The organism is Psychrobacillus lasiicapitis, from assembly GCF_006861795.1.
Taxonomy (GTDB): domain Bacteria; phylum Bacillota; class Bacilli; order Bacillales_A; family Planococcaceae; genus Psychrobacillus; species Psychrobacillus lasiicapitis.
Genome location: NZ_VDGH01000015.1, coordinates 1 through 19482, shown reverse-complemented (window position 1 = coordinate 19482; position 19482 = coordinate 1). Strand labels below are relative to the sequence as shown.

19 protein-coding genes are annotated in these 19482 nt (G+C 37.4%); 11 read left to right on the top strand and 8 right to left on the bottom strand.

What is annotated here, in order from left to right; genetic code table 11:
* Nucleotides 1-11: 11 nt before the first annotated feature.
* A complete protein-coding gene (locus tag FG382_RS20685; RefSeq protein ID WP_142540751.1) occupies nucleotides 12-1028 on the top strand; it encodes a YeiH family protein in 1017 nt (338 codons plus the stop codon).
* 387 nt (nucleotides 1029-1415) lie between these two features.
* Nucleotides 1416-2021 carry a class I SAM-dependent methyltransferase gene (locus FG382_RS20680; RefSeq protein ID WP_142540750.1) on the top strand — a complete coding sequence of 202 codons (606 nt, stop codon included), beginning with the start codon at nucleotides 1416-1418 and terminating at the stop codon, nucleotides 2019-2021.
* A gap of 47 nt (nucleotides 2022-2068) precedes the next feature.
* On the opposite strand, the gene FG382_RS20675 is transcribed toward FG382_RS20680, so the two are convergent.
* The 6 genes from FG382_RS20675 to FG382_RS20650 form a co-directional block, all read right to left on the bottom strand.
* Nucleotides 2069-2545: an SRPBCC family protein gene (locus FG382_RS20675; RefSeq protein WP_142540749.1), complete on the bottom strand. Its 477-nt coding sequence runs from the start codon at nucleotides 2543-2545 to the stop codon at nucleotides 2069-2071.
* Nucleotides 2546-2570: 25 nt separating this feature from the next.
* Entirely contained in the window at nucleotides 2571-4496 is a 1926-nt protein-coding gene (locus FG382_RS20670; RefSeq protein ID WP_142540748.1) for an elongation factor G, read from the bottom strand.
* An 89-nt stretch (nucleotides 4497-4585) separates the two neighbouring features.
* Entirely contained in the window at nucleotides 4586-5473 is an 888-nt protein-coding gene (locus tag FG382_RS20665) for a metal ABC transporter permease (protein ID WP_142540747.1), read from the bottom strand.
* A complete protein-coding gene (locus FG382_RS20660; protein WP_142540746.1) occupies nucleotides 5466-6359 on the bottom strand; it encodes a metal ABC transporter permease in 894 nt (297 codons plus the stop codon). The genes FG382_RS20665 and FG382_RS20660 overlap by 8 nt, the downstream gene beginning before the upstream one ends.
* Before the next feature lie 16 nt (nucleotides 6360-6375).
* On the bottom strand, nucleotides 6376-7125 hold the full coding sequence (locus FG382_RS20655; RefSeq protein WP_142540745.1) for a metal ABC transporter ATP-binding protein: 750 nt from the start codon (nucleotides 7123-7125) through the stop codon (nucleotides 6376-6378).
* 12 nt (nucleotides 7126-7137) lie between these two features.
* Nucleotides 7138-8058, bottom strand: a complete 921-nt coding sequence (locus tag FG382_RS20650; protein ID WP_142540744.1) for a metal ABC transporter solute-binding protein, Zn/Mn family — start codon at nucleotides 8056-8058, stop codon at nucleotides 7138-7140.
* Between the two features lie 246 nt (nucleotides 8059-8304).
* Here FG382_RS20650 and FG382_RS22825 point away from each other — a divergent pair, with 246 nt between their 5' ends.
* Both FG382_RS22825 and FG382_RS20645 read left to right on the top strand, forming a co-directional pair.
* A complete protein-coding gene (locus FG382_RS22825; RefSeq protein WP_170206594.1) occupies nucleotides 8305-8481 on the top strand; it encodes a hypothetical protein in 177 nt (58 codons plus the stop codon).
* Nucleotides 8482-9074: 593 nt separating this feature from the next.
* A complete protein-coding gene (locus FG382_RS20645; RefSeq protein WP_142540743.1) occupies nucleotides 9075-10307 on the top strand; it encodes an MFS transporter in 1233 nt (410 codons plus the stop codon).
* Between the two features lie 286 nt (nucleotides 10308-10593).
* On the opposite strand, the gene FG382_RS20640 is transcribed toward FG382_RS20645, so the two are convergent.
* Nucleotides 10594-11514: an AraC family transcriptional regulator gene (locus FG382_RS20640; RefSeq protein ID WP_229677443.1), complete on the bottom strand. Its 921-nt coding sequence runs from the start codon at nucleotides 11512-11514 to the stop codon at nucleotides 10594-10596.
* Between the two features lie 90 nt (nucleotides 11515-11604).
* On the opposite strand from FG382_RS20640, the gene FG382_RS20635 reads away from it, so the two are divergent.
* The 4 genes from FG382_RS20635 to FG382_RS20620 all read left to right on the top strand — a co-directional run bounded on the left by FG382_RS20635 (nucleotide 11605) and on the right by FG382_RS20620 (nucleotide 15927).
* Entirely contained in the window at nucleotides 11605-12423 is an 819-nt protein-coding gene (locus FG382_RS20635; protein WP_170206593.1) for a serine hydrolase, read from the top strand.
* 80 nt (nucleotides 12424-12503) lie between these two features.
* On the top strand, nucleotides 12504-13457 hold the full coding sequence (locus FG382_RS20630; protein ID WP_142540741.1) for a TRM11 family SAM-dependent methyltransferase: 954 nt from the start codon (nucleotides 12504-12506) through the stop codon (nucleotides 13455-13457).
* Nucleotides 13458-13482: 25 nt separating this feature from the next.
* Entirely contained in the window at nucleotides 13483-14127 is a 645-nt protein-coding gene (locus FG382_RS20625) for a LytTR family DNA-binding domain-containing protein (protein WP_142540740.1), read from the top strand.
* 282 nt (nucleotides 14128-14409) lie between these two features.
* On the top strand, nucleotides 14410-15927 hold the full coding sequence (locus FG382_RS20620) for a succinyl-CoA:acetate CoA-transferase ScpC (protein ID WP_142540739.1): 1518 nt from the start codon (nucleotides 14410-14412) through the stop codon (nucleotides 15925-15927).
* Between the two features lie 88 nt (nucleotides 15928-16015).
* Here FG382_RS20620 and FG382_RS20615 read toward each other — a convergent pair whose 3' ends face one another.
* A complete protein-coding gene (locus FG382_RS20615) occupies nucleotides 16016-16828 on the bottom strand; it encodes a YitT family protein (protein WP_142540831.1) in 813 nt (270 codons plus the stop codon).
* Nucleotides 16829-17066: 238 nt separating this feature from the next.
* Between FG382_RS20615 and FG382_RS20610 the strand changes: the two genes are divergently transcribed.
* The 3 genes from FG382_RS20610 to FG382_RS20600 all read left to right on the top strand — a co-directional run bounded on the left by FG382_RS20610 (nucleotide 17067) and on the right by FG382_RS20600 (nucleotide 19250).
* The gene (locus FG382_RS20610) at nucleotides 17067-17495 is read left to right on the top strand and encodes an Rrf2 family transcriptional regulator (protein ID WP_142540738.1); all 429 of its coding nucleotides are present in this window, start codon (nucleotides 17067-17069) and stop codon (nucleotides 17493-17495) included.
* Nucleotides 17496-17570: 75 nt separating this feature from the next.
* On the top strand, nucleotides 17571-18209 hold the full coding sequence (locus FG382_RS20605; RefSeq protein WP_142540737.1) for an NAD(P)-dependent oxidoreductase: 639 nt from the start codon (nucleotides 17571-17573) through the stop codon (nucleotides 18207-18209).
* Between the two features lie 3 nt (nucleotides 18210-18212).
* Nucleotides 18213-19250 carry an LLM class flavin-dependent oxidoreductase gene (locus FG382_RS20600; protein ID WP_142540736.1) on the top strand — a complete coding sequence of 346 codons (1038 nt, stop codon included), beginning with the start codon at nucleotides 18213-18215 and terminating at the stop codon, nucleotides 19248-19250.
* The last annotated feature ends 232 nt before the right edge of the window (nucleotides 19251-19482 follow it).

Below are 19482 nucleotides of genomic sequence, written 5' to 3'. Positions count from 1 at the left end.
GGGGAATATCGATGAAAGAGAAAGCTAATACATTGAATCAGCCTTTTTTTTACGGTATAGGTATTACGCTAGTTATTGCTATATTGGCTAAACTATTATCGGAAGTTCCGTATTTATCTATTATGGGACAATTGGTTATTGCTATCATATTGGGAGTAGTTTGGAGCGCCACGATTGGTGTACCGGGAAAGTTTCAATATGGTGTTTCTTTTTCAAGTAAAAAGTTGCTACGATTAGGTATTATTTTATTGGGAATGCGTCTAAATTTGGCAGACATTTATCATGCTGGATTAAGTGTTTTTTTGATTGCTCTTATTAATATTCTATTTGCTTTATTTGTTGTATATGGGTTTTCATGTGTTTTTGGGGTCGATAAAAAACTAGGAATTTTAACAGCTTGTGGGACGGCGATTTGCGGAGCAGCAGCGGTTGTAGCAATAGCCCCGCAAGTGAAGGCGAATGATGAAGAAACTGCGATAGGCGTGGGAACTATCGCCATTCTAGGTACGTTATTTACATTAGTATATACTTTTTTGTATCCTATCTTACATCTTACTCCTAGTGGTTACGGTGTATTCGCTGGTGGTACATTACATGAAATTGCTCACGTAATTGCAGCAGCTGATCCCGGAGGAAGTGCAGCGGTGGATCTAGCTGTTATTGTGAAGCTCACACGCGTGGCACTTTTAGTACCAATCGCTTTAGTGATCGGGTATATTGTACAAAGAGGGGAAAAAGGTGAATCGAAAAGTAAGTTTTCTATGTCCAGTATACCTTGGTTTATTATTGGATTTTTAGTAATGAGTGGTGTTCACACGTTGGGGATTATTCCAGAAGAACTTGCTACTTGGATTGTTGTAATCGCTTATCTTCTTATTGCAATGGCAATGGCTGGACTTGGATTGAATATTGATATAAAAACTTTTAGAAAGTTGGGTGTAAAGCCTTTTGCAGCAGGATTTGTAGGCTCTATTTTATTATCTACTCTGGGGTATGTGCTTGTATACGTGTTCCAGTTAAATGTATAAACAAAGTGACAAGGAAGCACCAAATTTTCCTTGTCGTTTTTTATTTTTTTGTTATTGCAACTGCAGTAACATAATGACCGTTCACAATTGATATATATCATATTAATGATTGTTAATTTGAAGTATGATTATAGAAAGAAAGATGACAATTGTTACGGCGTGATGGATCTAATTGTTTCTCTGTAGTCTGAAGGATATACAAGTCATTTTTGATATAAAGCACAATAATGGTTGCTCTTCTCCTGCCCTAAATCAAGGAGTAATAAACGTTTTAGACTTTGAATTGGAACATATCAATAAGGAAGAAGCGCTCAAGATAAAAAAATACAAGTTATAGAAATGATAAAAGAGTTAAATAGAATAGGTTGAGTAATGAAGGGAGTTACTATGAAAGAACAAGATCATGATCGATTATTGCGGATAAAAACAGAAGGAATACGTGAATGGCAACATCAATCCGCACATTACAATCGCTATGAAGCAACTCCTTATATGGCACTTGAGGCACTTTTTGATGAGTATGTAAGTACTACTTATGATAAATTTGTAGATTTTGGTTGTGGTAAAGGACGTTTCCCATTTTATATTCATCATCACCTGCATGTGTCTGTGACAGGAGTGGAGATGAATGGACAGCTTTACCAAGAGGCTTTAGAAAATTTAACAAAATACATGGAACGATCAAAGGCTTCCAGGGCATCTATACGGTTTGAGCATATTTTCGCCGAAGGGTATGATATCGAACCAGATGATAATCGGTTTTATTTCTTTAACCCCTTTTCCATTCAAATATTTCAAAAGGTTGTCAGCAATATCTTATTATCGGTAGAACATCATCCTCGTTCGATTGATATTATTTTATACTATCCTACTTCGGAATATATACAATTTCTTGAGGATCATACTGCTTTTGTGTTGGTGAAAGAAGTGAGAGTACCAGAGTTATATGACCAAAACAACAATGAAAGATTTGTGATATTTAGATACGAATAGATGAAAGCACCCTACAATAACAGCTGTTTGTAGAGTGCTTGTATATATTATTTCATTATTTCTTGAAGGAGCTCCTCGTATCTCACGTACCAAGCTTGCCATTCATCTTTTCTATCTATTGTTCGACCTTCTAAAATCGCTTCAATAACATCCAGACACACATGCCACCCTGCAAGATCTTTGATTGTTTGTTCTGTAAAAGAGGAAATCGTTTCGATAAAGGTTAATTGGCAACCGTCTGGAACGGGTGATAATTCAAATCTAGCGATGTCTTTATCCCATTCAAAAGCTAGAACTTTGTAAGGCTCGTAATCTACAATTTGCATATCAATGAAAGTACCATCCTGCATATCAAACTTGATTAAACCTTCTTTACTTAAATCAACAATTTGAAGTTCAGAAAACCATTGTTGTAATTTGTCGTTTTCCGTTAACATGCTCCAAACTTCTTCTACCGAATGCTGGATATGACGTTCGAAATATGCCGTATAGATGTCCTTTTCTTTTTGAATCGTTGCGATCATTTAACTTCCTCCTTATCAAGTAGTATTATAGGCAGTGCATTGCTTCTTCCGCTTCGTCCCAAGGAACTTTATAGCCTTTTCCTCTTGCGCAGAAAATAGAAGTGGATGTATATTCAGGATCTGCTTCTTTATTGTAGCCGATTTTTTCAATTACTTCCTCTTTATTGTGACAACGATCATATCCACCAAATAGTAGGTTTAGCGTTCCTTTACCATGTGTGAAGGAAGCAAATGACGTACTATAGTTCATAAAGGTTGCTACAGGTACTCGTCCTTTTACAATCACTTTGTCGCCCACATTTTCTGGTGTATCAAAAGTTCCGTGCGCTTGTTGGATATCAGATAGGACTCTACCTATGAGGTCCATCTCAACTTTTAATTTAAAGTCATAAAAAGGTTCTAAGAGGACATTTTCTGCTTTTTCTAAACCTTGCCTTAATGCTCGATATGTTGCTTCTCGAAAATCTCCGCCATGTGTATGCTCGTTATGCCCTCGACCTGTGAGGAGTGTTATTTTAACGTCCGTGAGAGCAGAACCGGTCAGTATCCCGTGGTGGTCACGTTCCAACAAATGATGTAGCACCAAGTTTTGGTTACCGATTGATAAATCATTAGCATGGCATACATTATCCAACAAAATGCCACTGCCACGTTCTGCAGATTCGATTAATAAATGCACTTCTGCATAATGTTTTAATGGCTCAAAATGACCATATCCTTTAACTGGTGTAGCAATGGTCTCTTTATATAAAATTCTAGGCTCACTAAAAGAGACGTTCAATTGGAAGCGTTCCAAGACAATTTGTTGAAGCACTTCCAGCTGAATCACACCCATCACATGCACATGTATTTCCTGAAAATGTTCATCCCAATAAACGCTTAACGAAGGATCCTCTGCATCTAGCAATTTAAAGCACCGCAACACTTCTTTGACGTGAATGGAAGCATCAAAATTCACTTTTGATTTTAAAGTAGGAATCATATCGAAGGTCGTTTTGTCATTAGTGGCGCCAACCCCGTCGCCAATAGAAGCACTTGATAGCCCGGTTACTGCCACTAGCTCGCCCGCCACCGCTTGTTCCGTCGTTTTGAATTTACTTCCGCTATATACGCGGACTTGGGTAATTTTTTCTGCTTGGTCTCCGTACTGCACTTCATCTCTTACTTTTAGCTTGCCACTTAATAACTTAAGGAATGTGACTCTATTTCCACTTTCGTCATGACGAATTTTGTAAACCTGTGCGGAAAACGGTTCTTCCTGTTTATAAGAGGATTCTGTTAACAAATCCAGTTTCTCTAAAAATTCGATAATACCTATATCTTTTAAAGCAGAGCCACTTGCACAAGGGAAAATTTTATTTTCTCGAATCATCCGTTTACACGTTTGTATCCACAATTCCTCGTCATAACCGCTCTCCATATACGTTTCAAGGAGTTCCTCATCTCGTTCCGCTAAAAATTCGATAAAGTCTTCATTAAAAGACTTAGTTATATCACACACGTCTTTTGACAAGTTAGCTCGAATCTCATCTAAAATGATCGCTACGTCGGTTCCTTCATAATCAGTTTTATTGATAAAGAAAAAAGTGGGTACCTGATGTTTTCGTAGTAGCTGCCATACGGTTTCGGTATGTCCTTCTACACCATCTACCGCGCTAATAATAATGATCGCAAAGTCCATCACTTGAATAGCTCGTTCCATTTCTGGGGAAAAATCGACGTGACCAGGAGTATCTATGACATAATAAGTGGAATCGTTATAGGAGAAGATTCCTTGATCCGCAAAAATCGTAATTCCTCTATTTTTTTCGATTGAATGGCTATCGAGAAAAGAGTCTTGATGGTCGACGCGTCCTCTTTGTCGAATTGTCTTTGTATGATAAAGTAGTTGCTCAGAAAAAGTCGTTTTTCCGGCATCTACATGAGCAAGTATCCCAATGGTTTTATACATGAAGTCACCTCTGTTCGTTTATGTTGAATGACTTTATTATAGCAAAGCTTTCAGCACAAAAGAAAAGCCACCATGTATAACAAGGTGACTTATAATATATTAGGTTCTGTATCTTTTATTTTCATGCGTTTGAACACTTTCCATATCCAACCGTCATGTGGCTTGAATAAAAACACGAGCATAAATAGTACACCTATCATTGCTGCCATCATGCCGGCAATGGAAGTATTCCATAGTTTTGCTAAATAATATCCCGTGATTGCAGCCATAACTCCAAATGCCATGCTCCAGACAATCATTCCTATAACACTTTTACTCATCAGGTAAGCAGTAGCAGCAGGTCCGATGAGCATCGCCACCACAAGAACTGCCCCTACACTATCAAAAGCAGCAACAGTTGTTAAAGAAACGAGTGTCATATAAGAGTAATGCATAGCTACTATTGGCAAGCCGATAGAGAGTGCAAAAACTGGATCAAAAGTAGTGAGCTTCATCTCTTTGTAAAAGAAAACTAGGAATAATAGATTGAATACAAGAACGATTAACAACATCCAAACTGCTTTCGGCATAGAAAATCCTAAAATGTCCCATGTATCCCATGGAACAAACGCAATTTCACCCATCAGCACATGCTCTACATCTAAGTGTACGTTCCCTGCAAATAAAGTGATAAATAACACCCCTAGTGCGAATAAGGAAGTAAACACAACTCCGATAGCGGCATCTTCTTGTAAGCCTCCTGATTGAAGCAATTGCACAAGAAAAGTAGTAAGTAATCCAGCTATTGCAGCACCAACCAGCATCCAAAATCCACTTAATGATTGTGTAACCATAAATGCCACTACGATTCCAAATAACACGGTGTGACTAATGGCATCTGCAATCATAGCTGTTTTGCGCAGGATCAAAAATACACCAGTTAACCCACAAGTAATGCCAACTAATGACCCAGTCAAAAGCACCCAGAATTCATTCATGGTTTGCTGCCTCCTTTACTACATTTCTTTGCTTAAATGCTTTTTTCTTTAATGATTTGGCGATGAACCCTCGCGTTGGTGCAAAAAAATAGGATATGACAAAGAGACTAGCAGCACATAATACAATAATTGGTCCGGTTGAAAGTCCTGTACGAACGGAGCTAATAATCGTACCTAACGCCCCAGAAAGAGCACCGAAGAAAGCACTAGTAACAAGAATAACTCCAAGGTGATTGGACCAAAATCTAGCGGCAGCAGCAGGTATAATGAGCATAGCTGCCATCAATATAACACCAACTGCTTGTATGCCAGTTACAATCGTTAGGACGGTAAGTGCTGTCAACAAAATACGTAGTCTTTCGACTGGTAATCCGATCCCTTTTGCAAATATCGGGTCAAAAATCATTAACTTCCATTCTTTAAAGAATAGTAAACACATTAGTATGATTAACAAAGCGCTACTTGATAGCCAAACTAGATCGCTTTTCGCCATGGTAGCAGCTTTTCCAAATATAAAATCATTCAATCCACTTTGATTTCCTGTGCCGCTTTGATTGACAATGGTAAGGAGAACGATTCCAATACCAAAAAATACGGATAAAACAAATCCGATTGCTGCATCTGCTTTTAGTTTTGAGTTTCCGACAATCCACTGGATCATATAGACAGCAAGTGCAGAAGTAATGGCTGCACCTAACATTAAAATTGGTAAATCCTTTTGCTGAGTAACTAAATACGCTATTGCAATTCCAGGGAGAGCAGCGTGTGCAGCTGCATCTCCTACTAAGCTTTGTTTTTGAAGAAAGGCAAAGGTTCCATTTAAACCTGCAGCTATACCTAGCAAAATAGCCCCTATAAGAACCCAAAGCAAATTTCCGGTTAGCATTATTCCCTCACCTCTCTCAATTGAACGTTTTGTTCAATTTCGTTTGATCCATAAAAAATAATTTTCCGCCATATGCTTCTTGCAGATTGTCTTCTGTAAATGTTTGCTCTGTTGGTCCTGATGCAGTAATCGTTTGATTCAACAAAATCATCCAATCAAAATAGTCAGCTGCTGTTTGTAAGTCATGGTGAACAACAAAAACAGATTTTCCTTTTGCTTTTAAGTCTTTTAAAATAGCAATAATTGTACGTTCTGTGGCTGCATCCACACCAACGAATGGTTCATCCATAAAATAGACTTCCGCTTCTTGCGCTAGTGCACGAGCCAAAAATACACGCTGCTGTTGACCTCCAGATAATTGACCAATTGATCGATCAGCAAAAGCTTCCATTCCAACGTTTTTTAAACACTCCATGGCAATTTGTTTATCTTTTGCTGAAGGTTTTCTAATCATACCGATATGTCCGTAACGTCCCATTAGAACAACATCTAAAGCATTTGCAGGAAAGTCCCAATCGACTGCATTCCGTTGTGGAACGTAGCCGACTAGATGATCTTTTGGGTTAAGGGGGCGTTCTAAAATATGAACAGCCCCTGTTTTATTTGGTAATTGGTTCAGTATTGCTTTGATTAGTGTAGATTTACCAGCACCATTTGGTCCGATAATGCCTGTTAGATGACCTACTGGAGTAGTTAAATTCACATTTTGTAATACCACTTTTTCTTCATAAGCAACCGACAAATTTGTTACTTGTAAAGCATCCATGTTGCTTCCCCCCTATTTAAGTGAATCTACAATTGTGTTGACGTTATGTTTATACATGCCAATATAGTTGCCTTCTTCTGTTCCTTCCGCACCCATTGCGTCGGAGTAGAGTTCCCCGCCAATTTTAATTGTGTGCCCTTTTTCTTTCGCACCTTCTATCACAGCCTTCATTGCTTTATCAGAAACACTGGATTCTATGAAAACAGCTTTAATATTGTTTTCTACTAGAAAGTCTACGATATTTTGAATATCTTTTAAGCCATACTCGGAATCTGTACTTAAACCTTGTAAACCTCGTACTTCCATGCCGTGACTATTTCCAAAGTAGTTAAATGCGTCATGGGCTGTTACAAGCACTCGTTGTTTTTCCGGAATTTCACTTATGCGTTGATCTGTCCATTCGGATAAATCGGATAATTTTTTGAAAAATACTTCTTCATTTTTTGCAAATTCTTCTTTACTGTCCGGAAGTTCTTCCGAAAGTGTTTTGGTTATTTCTTTTGTCGCTAATTCCCATACCTTTATATCAAACCAAATATGTGGATCTGACAGTTCAGGATGTGCTTCATCCTTTAGTATTTGATTTCGCGGGACTATATCACCAATCCCGACAACCTTTTTTTCTTTCTTCATTTTCTCAAAAATGTCGCTCATTTTGCCTTCTAGTTCTAGACCGTTATAAAAAATGATATCGGCCTTTTCTAAGGTTTGTAAGTCCCCTTGTGTCGCTTTATAGAGGTGAGGATCTACACCAGGTCCCATTAATGATTTTATTTCTACTTGGTCGCCGGCAATTTCTTTAACAGCATCCGCAATTTGCCCGGTTGTTGTAACAACTAAAGGCTTCGTCTCTTTTCCAATATCTCCACTAGCATTGTTGCTACATCCCACTAACAAAATAGCTGTAATGAATAAAAACAAGATTTTTTTCAATTTGATTCCTCCACTTTCCTACACTCCACTTTATTTCCCTTAGGAAACTTTTAGAATAAAAAAAATCACCTTTTTCTTAAGTGCTATTAAATTTCCTTAGGGAAACATTTGTTCACAAGGATAACACTTCATTTTTATTTTGTCAAAGTAATGTATGTAAATTTTTTAATAATGGTGATTATAAGAAAAAACTTTTGTTAGTGTTATACTTTAATGACAAATTGAATGGAAAGGAGTTGATAGCTCATGCAATACTCGAAGTCTAAAATGGAGCAACTGGTAAAACATAGTGCAGAGCTTTCCAAACGTTTGAAAGAAGTAATGAAAGAGCACGACTTAGAAAAAAGTTTTGCTTTAAAAGCGCTATATCATTCAGAAGTAAAAGACGGCGGAAGATATCAGAAGGATTATCAAGATTTATAATTGGTAAAGGAGAAGAGGCTAGTGATTCAAGTTCTACGAGCAAGAAATCATGCTCAACCTTTTAGAGGACCATTCCCAATTACTCGTATTATTCAAATTGCGGACTATACGGTCATTAAACAGGAAGCTATGACTTGATTTAGTTGAGGAACTCCCTTCTTTCAGAGCAAACAAAGATACAACAGTTGTCTTGTTTGTAGTGGATATGGATGCACATGCTTTCAAAGGCGGTACCATTAGTGGAGGCACAATGCAGAGATAAATTAGTAATTTGAGAGCGTACCGAATATTTGTTGATTCGGCACGCTTTTTTCTTGTTTAGAAAAGAGGGGAAAATAGGAAGAGAAGGTGATTTTTTTATTTTATACGTGATATAGGGCAAACAGTTACGGGACAGCGTCGGTTTATCACCGAACTTCTCTTTTAAGCTATTTTACAGAAGGAAAATAGCATCAAAAGTTACACGTTATTCAGATGTTCTTTTACTATATATAACATAGATGAAGTAGAAGGATTTTTTTTGTGAACAATCGCAAATTTGGACAAGAAAACGATAAGGCTCCTTTCTATAATCAATAGGAGGGGGGAGAAAAATGACACTATGGAAGACAAAAAATCCTTATCAAGTTTATATTTATACTTGTTTTTTATCACAGTTGTTTTTTACATTTATTTTCACTGTAAGTTTGTTATATCAAGTGAAAATTGTCATGCTAGATCCATTACAACTAGTTTTAGTAGGAACTGTTTTGGAGCTATCTGTTTTTCTATTTGAAATTCCAACTGGAGTAATTTCAGATGCAAAAAGCCGTAAGCTCTCCATAATAATTGGGTACTTTTTAATAGGGAGTGGTTTTTTAATCGAGGGGTTATTCCCATATTTTATCGCTGTGCTTTTAGCGCAAGTTGCATGGGGGATTGGTTATACATTTACAAGTGGTTCCTTGCAAGCTTGGATTGCAGATGAAGTAGGGGAAGAGCAAGCTTCCTTAGCATTTATGAAAGGAGCAAAGGCTGGTAATCTTGGGCAAGTCATAGCAATACCTCTAAGTATATTAACTGGTCTTTATATGATTAATCTACCAATCGTTATTGGCGGACTTTGTATGTTTGGGTTGGCGATATATTTAATCCTATTTATGAAGGAAGAAAACTTTAAACCTTTAGACAAAACGGAGGGAATATCTAGTTGGAAAAGTATGAAGGTAAGCATGGAGAAGATTATATTTCATACTAGAACCAGCTTTATCATCAGAATGCTATTCCTCATTGCTTTATTCATTGGGTTTTATAGTGAAGGATTCGATCGTTTGTGGATGTCCCATTTTTTTGATGTATCTAATTTAGTAGCACTAACGGCTGAAAAGCTAGTTTTATTAACTGGAGGTATTGAATTTATAGTTGTGCTCATTTCTTTTGGGGTACTCCATTTCATGAATAGAAGCTCCATCCATCAGAATTTAAAGCATATTTATGCCTTGCTATTTACTTGTAGCTTATTTATTATTGCTTCATTAATCGGCTTTGCAGTGTCAACGTATGCGATTGGCTTATTAGTATTTTATATCGTTATTCAAGTAACCAGAAAAGTAATGTATCCGTTAGAGGATATTTGGCTAAATAAGATTATTCCAGAATCTTCTACGCGCGCAACATTTTTTTCTGTAAAAGGCCAAGTGGATGCTATCGGTCAAATTGGAGGAGGTCCTGTAATGGGTTCTGTTGCTGCTAATTCTACGATAAAAACAGCGATTATTGTTAGCGCAGTTTTGTTAACTCCAGTTCTATTTTTATATAATATCGTTATGAAAAAGCACCAGTCTTAATACTGATGCTTTCGTTATTTAACTCGGCACTTAATTTGTTAATATACCATTCCGAAGAAATTCTACATTAGAGAGGGGAATATAAGTCGCATATTATATTTCTTTATTAAATCCAATAAATTTAAAAGCCTCACTCTGCCGAGTGAGGCTCCTATTTGGACAAGCAGCATTGTCAAATAGTTATGAGAAAAACGAAGGGAGATCTTTTCAGATGCTAAATCTGTTTCTCCGTATATATTTACCCCGTAGGAAAAAGGGCAAACTGGTAATATTTATGGAATTTAGCTCAGTCTATTTCTCTTCTCTTAATCGGCAAGTAGATTTCCATAAATATTTTTTCGTATATCCAGTCGTGGCAATGTTCGTCGTAGTATTCAAAGTCATAGACGCTTTCATCGACTTCATAATGAGATGATGGCAACCAATCGTCCAAAATATATTGCCAAGTCCCTTTAATAGAACTGACAAAATGTTCTACTGCAACGAGCGGGGTTCTAAAAACCGCGTATGTTGCTGCTGGGATTTTCAACTTTGTCAGTTCTTTAGGAAGATTGACATCTTGATCATAGTTTATGGCAAATAAATAAGTGAATTTGTCTTTCAATTCGGTTCCACTTATATTAATGCAATATTCCCCATGTTCTTTAGGAGACAATAGATTGTATAGCGTTCTTTCAATTGCTTCATCAGCTGGAATCCTTTGTTCCCAAAAAGCAGGTGCATCTCTTGTGTAAGAAACTCTTTCCAAGTGACTCTCAAATGTTTTCCCTGCAATATCAAAAGCATCTTTGTACATAATTTTTGGTTGCATCACTATTCCACCAGTCTGTTTTTGACGAAGACTAATTAAATCCAGTTTTTGTGGTAAGGAGATTGGACAGTGAAGCCTATATAAACTTGGAGGACTTCCAAAACACTTTTTAAAGGCTTTTGTAAAACCAGAATGCGTTTCAAATCCATAATCTAGTGCTATTTGAATAATTTTTTTGCCTCGGACTAACTCGTACAAAGCGAATTGGAGCTTTCTTTTCTGCACATAGTTCATAACCGTATACCCAATATGTTTATCAAAGATTCGATAAAAATGATAAGGGGAATAGCCAACAAGATTAGCTAGCTCCTCAGGATGAATGTCCTCTTTAATATGTTCGTCTATGTAATCAATTACTTGTTGTAATAATAATAACTGTTGTATAGCAATTGCCACCTTTTAAATTCATCTATTATTCATAATATATCTTATTATTCCATTATAATAGAATGTAATTTCATGATTTTAAATAAAGGGGGACGAAAGATGAAAATACTAGTAAATAAGATCCGAAGTTTAACTGAACAGTCAGCGGGAACATGGGGTATTGTATTGGAAGATCTTGATAGAGGGGCAAAGTGGATATCAAATGGGGATGAACTTTTTTATGCAGCAAGTGTTATAAAAGTCCCAATCATGGTAGCGGTTTTCTCTGCTGTTGAACGCGGGGAAATATCATTAACAGATGAATTGATTCTAAAGGAAGATGACTTTGTAGGAGGTTCAGGTGTTCTTCAACATTTAACTCCTGGCACGTCTCTTTCAATTTGCGACATAGTGATGTTAATGATTATTCAAAGTGATAACACAGCGACTAATATATTAATAGATTTAGTAGGGGTAGAACATATTGTACAAACGATGAAAGAAGCGGGTATGGAAAAGAGCACTTTTTATAATAAGTTAATGATGAATAATCCGAGACCAAAAGGCTACAATCAAATAACAGCGAATGATATTGGAAAACTATTAAAGCTGATGGCTACAGGTAAGCTAGCAAGTGAAGAGGCTAGTAAACAAATGATTGCTATTATGAAAAAGCAACAAATAAAAGATTGCTTACCTGAAAAACTCCCTTCCCCCTATTCTAACTTTAATGATGGTATGACACCATGGGAACTAGCCCATAAAACAGGTTGGATACCTGGAACTCGTCATGATGTTGGCATTTTTTATGTTGGACAAAGAAAGTTACTTGCAACTGTTTTATCAAAGGAAGAAGATGACCTGTTATCCAAGCAAATTCTAGCGGAAATTGGTGAAGAGATATATAACTATTTACAAGAAAGCTCCATTGACATATAAAGTAAGCAAACAACCGATTTCTTTCAAAAGAGGAATCGGTTGTTGCGTGTTATAATAGAAATATTATTGGAGGGAATACATTGACGAATTTTAGCCGACAACCGGCATTCATTTATACATTTGCATATAACGATGCAGAACGCTCCCTATGTCATTTAGAGATGCGCTCTTTTTTTGGAGCAGATACGGAAGCCAAAATCATAAAAAGCGATGTGAAGATAGATCCTAGTAGAAGCCCATTTATAAAAGGAAGAGTCGAAGTATTAGTAGAGGGAGACACGGTAGAAGAGATCATTGCACGTGCATCCATGTTTGGCAATGAAGAACAGACAAACAAAGTAATGTTTCTCAAGATTAATGATCGACAAGGGAAAGATAAAATCGAAAATAATGAGCGCCTTCAAATAGAACGAGCAATTGGAAGTGAAATGCAAGGAGATTTCGATTTACATAATCCCGATCAACTATATGCAGTAGTTCCATACGGCGGTCGCTGGTACTTTGGATTATATACGAAAAGTGAACCTATTTGGTTTAAGCATATGAAAAAACCAAGAGAGTATTCAACTGCACTTAGCACAAGAGTGGCTCGCGCAGTAGCCAATATCGCAGTTCCACGTTCTGAAGGGATTCGAGCAATCGATCCTTGCTGCGGAATTGGAACAGTGCTTGTCGAAGCTTTATCTATGGGAATAAACATAGTCGGAAGGGATATTAATCCACTTGTTTGCGTAGGTTCTAGAGAAAATATTGCACACTTTGGTTTAACAGGGGATGTAAGAAAAAGTGCTATTGAAGATATCACAGAAACTTACGATGTTGCCATTATTGATTTGCCGTATAATTTGTACACGCATGCATCATGGGACGAACAATTTACGATATTGAAGCACGCTAGAAGAATAGCCAAAAAGGTCGTTATTGTAACAATTGAGTCTATGGATGAGCGATTGGAATCGATTGGATTCCAAATAATCGATCGTTGTATTACAAAGAAACAGCAGTTTTCGCGTGAAATAGTCGTTTGTGTGTAATTTAGAACGAAAGGAAAGTACAGGAATGAAGGATTTATCCATTGGTGGACTTTTAGATGTAATAGGCGAACTATTTTCCGATGAAATATCTATTGCAGTATCCGATAAAGAAAAATATATCTATTATCGACCAAGTAAACGAATAGATTTGAAAATTTCTCCTGGTGATCCAGTGGTAGAAGGAACACTTGCTTATAAAGCGATGAGCGGAAAGCAAAAAGTGTCGGAGTTTATCGACCGAGAAGTGTTTGGTGTTCCTTATCACGGGATGGCTGTACCTTTTCAACATCAAGGAGAGCTTGAAGGTTGTGTACTAGCTATTTATCCAGCATTTACGGAAGGAAAGTCTGTCGTAACGATCAAAACACAGGATGGCTGGATTCCTATTTCGTTTTCAGATGTTATTTATTTAGAAGCAAAGGATCGAAAAACACATATAGTGACGAAGACATTCTCGGGAACCCATACTAGTTCACTAAATGACTTCGAATATAGGCTTCCTAGACAATCCTTCATACGCTGTCATCGTTCTTTTATCGTGAATGTTCATCATATAAAAGAAATTTATCCAGATACACATTCTACGTTTATTCTAGTGATGGACAATGGCGAAAAAGTTTCTGTTAGTCAGTCATACTCTAGTTATTTTCGAAAGTTATTAGGATTTTAACAATCCATTATGCCCAAGTGTTTGACCACCTCTAGAGGTGGAGTCTTCTGCTGAATGATAGTAATAAGGCTTGTATAAGGGGAAAGTATCCTTTTATTCAAGCCTTATTTATTAATTTGTTATATTAAAATAATGGTTTTAAATTATACGGTAAAGTATTTGCTGGTTTAATCATAAAATTCTCTGCTTTAATCGATCATTAAGCTTCTTTATCTACTTTTATCGAAATTGTGACAATTTACGATAAAATAAGATACATATACTATACGGGGGGGTTAATTGATGGAAAAGAATCTTGAGCGTATAAAAGATAGCAGCTTGCATGATCTTGTCGTAAAAGCGGAGAATGCTGCATCGTGGATTAGAGACGGTATGACATTAGGTTTAAGTGGATTTACACGTGCGGGTGACGCGAAAGCGGTTCCATTTGCATTAGTTGAGCGAGCGAAGAAAGAAAAGTTTAAAGTAAATATTTTTACAGGAGCTTCTTTAGGTTCTGATTTAGATAAAGTCTTGTCGGAAGCAGGTATTATTAACAAACGCTTGCCTTTCCAAGCAGATGCAACGATGCGTAAAAATATTAATGCCGGTAATCATTTATTTGTCGACCAACATTTATCACATACAGCAGAAATGATACGTAATAGAGCTTTACCACAAATTGACTTCGCTATAGTGGAAGCGGTTTCAATAACGGCCGATGGTATGATTATTCCTACTACATCTATTGGTAACAATTTAGCTTTTGTAACACACGCTAAAAACATTATTGTAGAAATTAATCTAGACCAATCGGAACAATTAGAAGGATTGCATGACCTATACGAGCCAGCTGAACAAGGACAAAGACTTCCGATTCCATTAACAAAAGCAGATGATCGAATCGGTACAGTTGGAATGCCTGTTGACACGGATAAAATTAGAGGTATCGTTTTTACTAAATGCACAGATTCACCATCACCGATTGTTCCGCCAGATCACGAGACAAAAGAAATGGCAAACCATTTAATCTCTTTCTTACGAGAAGAAGTAAAAGCAGGAAGACTTACTAATAACCTAGCTCCTCTACAAGCAGGTATCGGTTCGGTTGCGAATGCAGTGTTACACGGCCTCATTGATTCCGAATTTGAAGATTTACAAGTATACTCGGAAGTGCTGCAAGACTCTGTGTTCGAGTTAATCGATGCAGGGAAAGTCAATTTTGCATCTGCTTGCTCCATTACGCTTTCAGAAGAGATGATGAAGCAAGTATACGGGAACTTGGATAAGTATCGAGATAAGTTAGTCCTACGTCCACAGGAAATTACTAATCATCCTGAAATTATTCGTCGTCTCGGATTGATCTCGATCAACACAGCGCTTGAGTTTGATATTTACGGAAACGTTAACTCTACACATGTTTCAGGAACAAAAATGATGAATGGTATTGGCGGTTCAGGGGATTTCGCACGAAATGCAAAACTTGCCATTTTCGTCACGAAGTCTATAGCAAAAGGCGGAAACATTACAAGTATTGTTCCTTTCGTTGCGCATGTAGACCACACCGAGCATGATGTGGATGTGGTTGTGACCGAGCAGGGCTATGCAGATCTTCGTGGATTAGCTCCAAGAGAACGTGCAGAACTGATTATTAATAATTGCGTACATCCAATGTACAAATCACAATTACGTAGTTACTATGAAGAAGCTTTAACAAGAGGTGGACAAACTCCACATGTACTTGAAAAAGCATTCTCGTTCCATACGAATCTAGCGAAAAATGGCACAATGCTTGATGAAAAAGTAAAATCATATGTTTAATGCAAAAACCGATCTCATTTATGTTGAGATCGGTTTTTGCATGAAAGGAATAATCCTTCTGTTATATAAAGTAAAAGGGTAGTTTTTATTAGTGAATATCCTTTTTCTTAAATCTTCCGCCACGAACTTCGGCGATATTGCCGATTGCTAAAAATGCATGGTCATCAATTTCTTCTACTATCGACTTTAGTTTTGCTTCTTCAATTCTGGTAACCACAGTGAAAATCACCTTTTTATTGTCCCCCGTATAGGCACCTTCCCCGTGTAAGTAGGTAACCCCGCGCCCGAGTCGATCCATGATAGCATCTCCAATGTCCTCTATCTGATCGCTAATAATATAAATAGATTTGGACTCATCTAATCCTTGAATGACAATATCGATTGTTTTGAATGCAATGAAATAGGCTAAAAATGAATACATCGCCTGTTCCCAAGTAAATACGAAGCCCGCCACACTGAAAATAACTAAGTTAATAATCATAATAATTTCACCAACAGAAAATGGTAGGGCTTTATTGAATAAAATCGCTAGAATTTCTGAACCATCTAAGGAACCGCCATTTCGAATAACGAGGCCGACACCCATTCCTAAAATGATTCCTCCGAACACAGTGGAGAGCAACAAATCTTTCGTGATGGGATCTATATTATGTAAATAGGATGTACAAATAGATAAGACTGTAATGCCAAATAAGGTGGATAATGCGAAGGTTTTCCCTATTTGTTTATAGCCAAGGAAAAAGAATGGGATGTTGAGGATAAATATAAAAATACCTAAACGGACACCAGTAAGGTGTGAAAGGATAATTGAGACCCCAACTACTCCCCCGTCTAATATTTGATTTGGTACTAAAAATAACTCCAGTCCAACTGCCATTAAAATAGCACCAATAGCAATCATTACTGTTCGTGCAAAGATGACTTTTTTAGGAGCATTTCTATGGGGCGTTTTTTCAACCTTTAGTTCTACAGATACGTCACTCAATTTAATCTCCTCTTTTCTATAGGCTTTCTTTTTATTTTATAGAAGTTTTTGGGATAATAGAAGGGGAAGATACTACGTTGTGTAAGGAACCAGCAATTTATTTGACAAAAACAATAGATGTAATTATGATGGTTACATCGGAAGGTGGAAAAATATGAAGATTAGTAGTCGATTTACTGTCGCTGTTCATATACTATCTCTCGTAACATTAGATCGAAACATCGTTTGTACTTCTGAGTGGATTGCAGAGAGTGTTAATACAAATCCAGTGGTAATTCGAAGAGTAATGGGCAAGTTAAAAAAAGCAGGACTTATAGAGATTCGACGTGGGCTAGGAGGAGCGACACTTCTAAAGCCTTTACATGATATAACCCTTTTAGATGTATATGATGCGGTAGAAGTGGTGGAAGAAGGAGAACTTTTCCAAATACATGAGAATCCCAATCCCAATTGTCCAGTCGGTGCTAATATTCAAGGGGTTTTGGAGCTAATACTGTTCCGTGCGCAAGATGCAATGGAGGCAGTTTTAAAGGAAGTTACGATGGAAGAGTTAGTTCAAGTGTTAAGCAAAAAAATTGGATAATTACTATTCAATTTTTTTGCTATAGTTGTAACAGGTTATGTTACAACGAAATGAAATTTTATTGGAGGGAAAAACATGAAAATAGGTATTATTGGGGCAACAGGAAAAGCGGGAAGTCATATATTAGAAGAAGCAAAAGTTAGAGGGCATGAAGTAACGGCAATTGTTAGAGATGCTACGAGGCTGAATGCGAAAGACGTTCAAGTTTTAGAAAAAAGCATATTTGCCCTTACTTCAGAGGATGTAAAACAGTTTGATGTTGTGGTAAATGCATTTGGTGCACCGCTTGGAGAAGAGCAAGCCCATGTAGATGCTGGTCACGCTTTAATTGAGGCGATCAAAGGAACTGATACAAGAGCAATTGTTGTAGGCGGAGCAGGAAGTTTATATGTAGACGAGGCGAAAACAATCCGTGTAATGGATACTCCTGAATTTCCTGCCATTTTCAAACCTACAGCAACAGGTCAAGGAAGAAACTTAAAAGAATTTCAAGAAACAGCTGATATTAATTGGACATTTGTTAGCCCTGCTGGCCACTTTGACCCGGAAGGTAAAAGAACTGGGGCATATCAATTAGGAAAAGATAATCTAATTTTAAACTCAGAAGGTAAAAGCTATATCAGTTATGCAGATTATGCTATTGCCATTGTAGATGAAATTGAAAATGCCAAGCATGTTAATGAACGTTTTTCAGTTGTTTCAGAAGCGGAGTAGATAATGGAAATTGGTATATATACATTTGGGGACCTAGGTCCAAATCCACACACTGGAGAAACAATTAGTGCGAAACAGCGTTTAAAAGAAGTGATTGAATTGGGGAAAATGGCTGATGAGGCGGGTCTTGATATTTTCGGTGTTGGCGAACACCACCGGTTAGATTATACTATTTCGTCTCCGGCAATTGTCCTTGCAGCTCTTGCACAAGCTACAAAACATATTAAACTAACGAGTGCAACAAGTGTTATAAGCACCCTAGATCCAGTTCGTTTATTTGAAGATTTTGCAACGGTAGACTTGATATCCGAAGGACGGGCTGAAATCATAGCAGGTAGGGGAGCATTTATAGAGTCCTTTCCCCTTTTTGGGTATGAATTGGATGATTATGATGCATTGTTTGAAGAAAATATAAAATTACTGCAACAGTTAAATACAGAGGAAATGGTGACTTGGCAAGGTACATTCCGTTCTAACCTGGAGAATGCAATGATTTCTCCACGACCAATTCAAAAAAAGCTGCCACTTTGGGTTGGAGTAGGTGGGACTGCTAAAAGTGCAATCAGAGCTGGTAAACTCGGAGTTGGATTGGCAATGGCTATATTAGGAGGACCGCTAACACACTTTAAATCCTTAGTAGATTTATATATACAAGCGGGTATTGAAGAGGGGCATAAACGAGAAAACTTACCGATTGCAGTAAACGGACACACCTATATAGCAAAAGAAAGCCAACAGGCAAAAGACGAGTTTTATCCTTATTACGCTAATTATTGGTCTTATGTGAATAAGCAAAGAGGAATGACAACTAGAATAACTCGTTCTGATTTCGAGCAAGTAGCAAGTCCAGAAACTGCTCTTTTTGTGGGAAGTCCACAGCAAATCGTTGAAAAAATACTTCGCCAGCATGAAGCGTTCGGACACGACCGTTTTATCGCACAAATAGATATCGGTGGTCAATCATTTAGTGAGATTGCAAAAGGCATTGAACTACTTGCAACAGAAGTTGCCCCGATCGTGCGAAGAGAGACAAGTAAATAATTGTGAGGAAAACGGCTGAGATGTATAAGATATCTCAGCTTTTTTCATCTTTAGAAAATTATAAAATACGGTAAGTGATTGACTATTTCACCATTTAGGGAAACGGCGCGGTAAGATACTAAGATGTCCGCCATGATTTCCGCTCCAGGCGGACGCTTTCCGTGGGGCGAGCGGTGAGCCTCCTCCTCCGCTAACGCTACGTGCGGGGTCTCACCTGTCTCGCTAATCCCAC

What these genes read in the sequence shown, in the direction of transcription:
- FG382_RS20600 (WP_142540736.1), top strand. Translation starts at nt 18,213, where the DNA reads ATGGAAATTGGTATATATACATTTGGGGACCTAGGTCCAAATCCACAC.
- FG382_RS20665 (WP_142540747.1), bottom strand. Translation starts at nt 5,473, where the DNA reads ATGAATGAATTCTGGGTGCTTTTGACTGGGTCATTAGTTGGCATTACT.
- FG382_RS20675 (WP_142540749.1), bottom strand. Translation starts at nt 2,545, where the DNA reads ATGATCGCAACGATTCAAAAAGAAAAGGACATCTATACGGCATATTTC.
- FG382_RS20620 (WP_142540739.1), top strand. Translation starts at nt 14,410, where the DNA reads ATGGAAAAGAATCTTGAGCGTATAAAAGATAGCAGCTTGCATGATCTT.
- FG382_RS20680 (WP_142540750.1), top strand. Translation starts at nt 1,416, where the DNA reads ATGAAAGAACAAGATCATGATCGATTATTGCGGATAAAAACAGAAGGA.
- FG382_RS20605 (WP_142540737.1), top strand. Translation starts at nt 17,571, where the DNA reads ATGAAAATAGGTATTATTGGGGCAACAGGAAAAGCGGGAAGTCATATA.
- FG382_RS20670 (WP_142540748.1), bottom strand. Translation starts at nt 4,496, where the DNA reads ATGTATAAAACCATTGGGATACTTGCTCATGTAGATGCCGGAAAAACG.
- FG382_RS20625 (WP_142540740.1), top strand. Translation starts at nt 13,483, where the DNA reads ATGAAGGATTTATCCATTGGTGGACTTTTAGATGTAATAGGCGAACTA.
- FG382_RS20645 (WP_142540743.1), top strand. Translation starts at nt 9,075, where the DNA reads ATGACACTATGGAAGACAAAAAATCCTTATCAAGTTTATATTTATACT.
- FG382_RS20655 (WP_142540745.1), bottom strand. Translation starts at nt 7,125, where the DNA reads ATGGATGCTTTACAAGTAACAAATTTGTCGGTTGCTTATGAAGAAAAA.
- FG382_RS20635 (WP_170206593.1), top strand. Translation starts at nt 11,605, where the DNA reads ATGAAAATACTAGTAAATAAGATCCGAAGTTTAACTGAACAGTCAGCG.
- FG382_RS20660 (WP_142540746.1), bottom strand. Translation starts at nt 6,359, where the DNA reads ATGCTAACCGGAAATTTGCTTTGGGTTCTTATAGGGGCTATTTTGCTA.
- FG382_RS22825 (WP_170206594.1), top strand. Translation starts at nt 8,305, where the DNA reads ATGCAATACTCGAAGTCTAAAATGGAGCAACTGGTAAAACATAGTGCA.
- FG382_RS20615 (WP_142540831.1), bottom strand. Translation starts at nt 16,828, where the DNA reads ATGATTGCTATTGGTGCTATTTTAATGGCAGTTGGACTGGAGTTATTT.
- FG382_RS20610 (WP_142540738.1), top strand. Translation starts at nt 17,067, where the DNA reads ATGAAGATTAGTAGTCGATTTACTGTCGCTGTTCATATACTATCTCTC.
- FG382_RS20685 (WP_142540751.1), top strand. Translation starts at nt 12, where the DNA reads ATGAAAGAGAAAGCTAATACATTGAATCAGCCTTTTTTTTACGGTATA.